Here is a 1,721-nt window from a genome sequence, read left to right on the forward strand (position 1 = left end):
TGCGACGGGCGCGCGACCGGGAGTCGCCGGCGCGTGCCGACGACTGCCGAGCGACCGTGCCGAGCGGGCGCCCGACGGCGCGACCCGGGCCAGCGCCCGTCCGGCGGGCCCGGTGGCGGGTTCGGGTCCGTCGTCGCCGGCCGGGTCACCGCCGTCGACGGCACCACGCTCACGGTCGCGACGACGCAGGGCGACGACGAGGGGTCGGCGTCGGTGACCGTCTCGTCCGCCACCGCCTGGACGACGACCGCGACGGCGTCGGCGAGCGCGGTGGAGACGGGCCTGTGCGCGAGCGTCCGGGGCGAGGCCGACGACAGCGGCGCCGTCGCGGCGACGAGCGTCAGCCTGTCGGAGCCTGGCGACGACGGCTGCTCGACCGGCCTGCGGGGCGGGTTCCCCGGCGGGCGCGGCGGGTCGGGCCAGCAGGGCGGGCAGGACGGCGTCACCGAGGCCGACGACCAGGGCGGCACGGATGCGTGAGGCCCGGGCGCGCCTGCGCCGCGCGCGCCGCCGCCGGGTCGTCGTCCTCACCGTCGCCGGCGCCCTCGTCCTCTCGGCGGCCGGGGGCGGGGTCGCCCTCGCGGCCGGCCGCGGAGGGGGCGAGCGGTACCGCACCGCGGTCGCCGCGCTCGGCTCGGTCGCGCAGAGCGTCGACGTGGTGGGCACCGTGGCGTCGGCCGAGCGGCGGGACGCGGCGTTCTCGGTCGCCGGCACCGTCGCGTCCGTCGAGGTGGCGGTGGGCGACGTCGTGGACGCGGGCGACGTGCTCGCGACGCTCGACCCGGAGCAGCTGCAGGCGGCCGTCGACGAGGCGGCGACGACGCTCGCGGACGCGCAGCAGCAGCTGTCCGACGACCTGGCGTCGCAGACGGCCGGCGCGTCGACCACGTCGGCCTCGGCCACGTCGGCCTCCACCACGTCGGCCTCCACCACGTCGGCCTCCACCACGTCGGCCACGGGCTTCGCCCTCGCGTCCGCCTCGTCCGGGGCCTCGTCCGGATCGGTCGCCCTCGTCGGCGCGCGGACGCCGTCGGTCGCGCCGACCGCGGACCCCAGCGGCACGGCGGGCTCGGACGCGGTCGCCGACGCGCGCCGCGCCGTCGAGGCGGCGCAGCAGGAGCTCGCGGACCGCTACGACGCCGCGACGGACGCGCTGGCAGCGAGCGACGACGAGGTCGGCGCGGCCACGGCCGCCTGCCAGGCGTTCCTCGCGGTCGCGGCACCCGGCGACGCGACGGGCGCGCTGCTGACGCTGTCGCCCGGCACCGTCGCCGCCGGGGCTGCGCTCGTCGTGACGGGCGCAGGGCTCCCGGCCGGCGACGTCGAGCTGCGGCTCGCGTCCACGGGGGCCGTCCTCGCGACGGTGACCGTCGGCGACGACGGCGCCCTGCGCGCCGCGGTGGCCGTGCCGTCCGGCGCCGCCGGCTCCGACGCGATCGAGGCGGTGGCCGCGGGGGCGGCCCTGGGTTCGACGCCGCTCACGGTGACGTCGGGCTCCGCGCTCGCGGGGGCCCTGAGCGGCTGCCAGGACGCGATCGGCGGGGCGCTCGACGCCCAGACGTCGACCGGCGAGGCGCAGCAGGCGCTCCTCGACGCGGCGGGCGCGCTCGACGACGCCGTCGCCGCGCTGCAGTCCGCGGTCGACGCGACCGGGAGCGGAAGCGGCGGCGCGGGCGGCGCGGGCACGGGAGGCACGGACCAGCAGCCCGGCGCCTCGGGCG

1 protein-coding gene and 1 pseudogene are annotated in these 1,721 nt (G+C 80.5%); both read left to right on the forward strand.

What is annotated here, in order from left to right; genetic code table 11:
• The first annotated feature begins 33 nt into the window (after nt 1–33).
• Nucleotides 34–480, forward strand: coding sequence for a hypothetical protein (locus HGCM_RS17440; protein WP_147572743.1), 447 nt, complete (start codon nt 34–36; stop codon nt 478–480).
• Nucleotides 473–1,721: pseudogene (locus HGCM_RS19765) on the forward strand (hypothetical protein); the annotation flags it as partial. The gene HGCM_RS17440 and the pseudogene HGCM_RS19765, both read left to right, overlap by 8 nt.

This window comes from Cellulomonas massiliensis JC225 (assembly GCF_000312005.1).
Lineage (GTDB): Bacteria > Actinomycetota > Actinomycetes > Actinomycetales > Cellulomonadaceae > Cellulomonas > Cellulomonas massiliensis.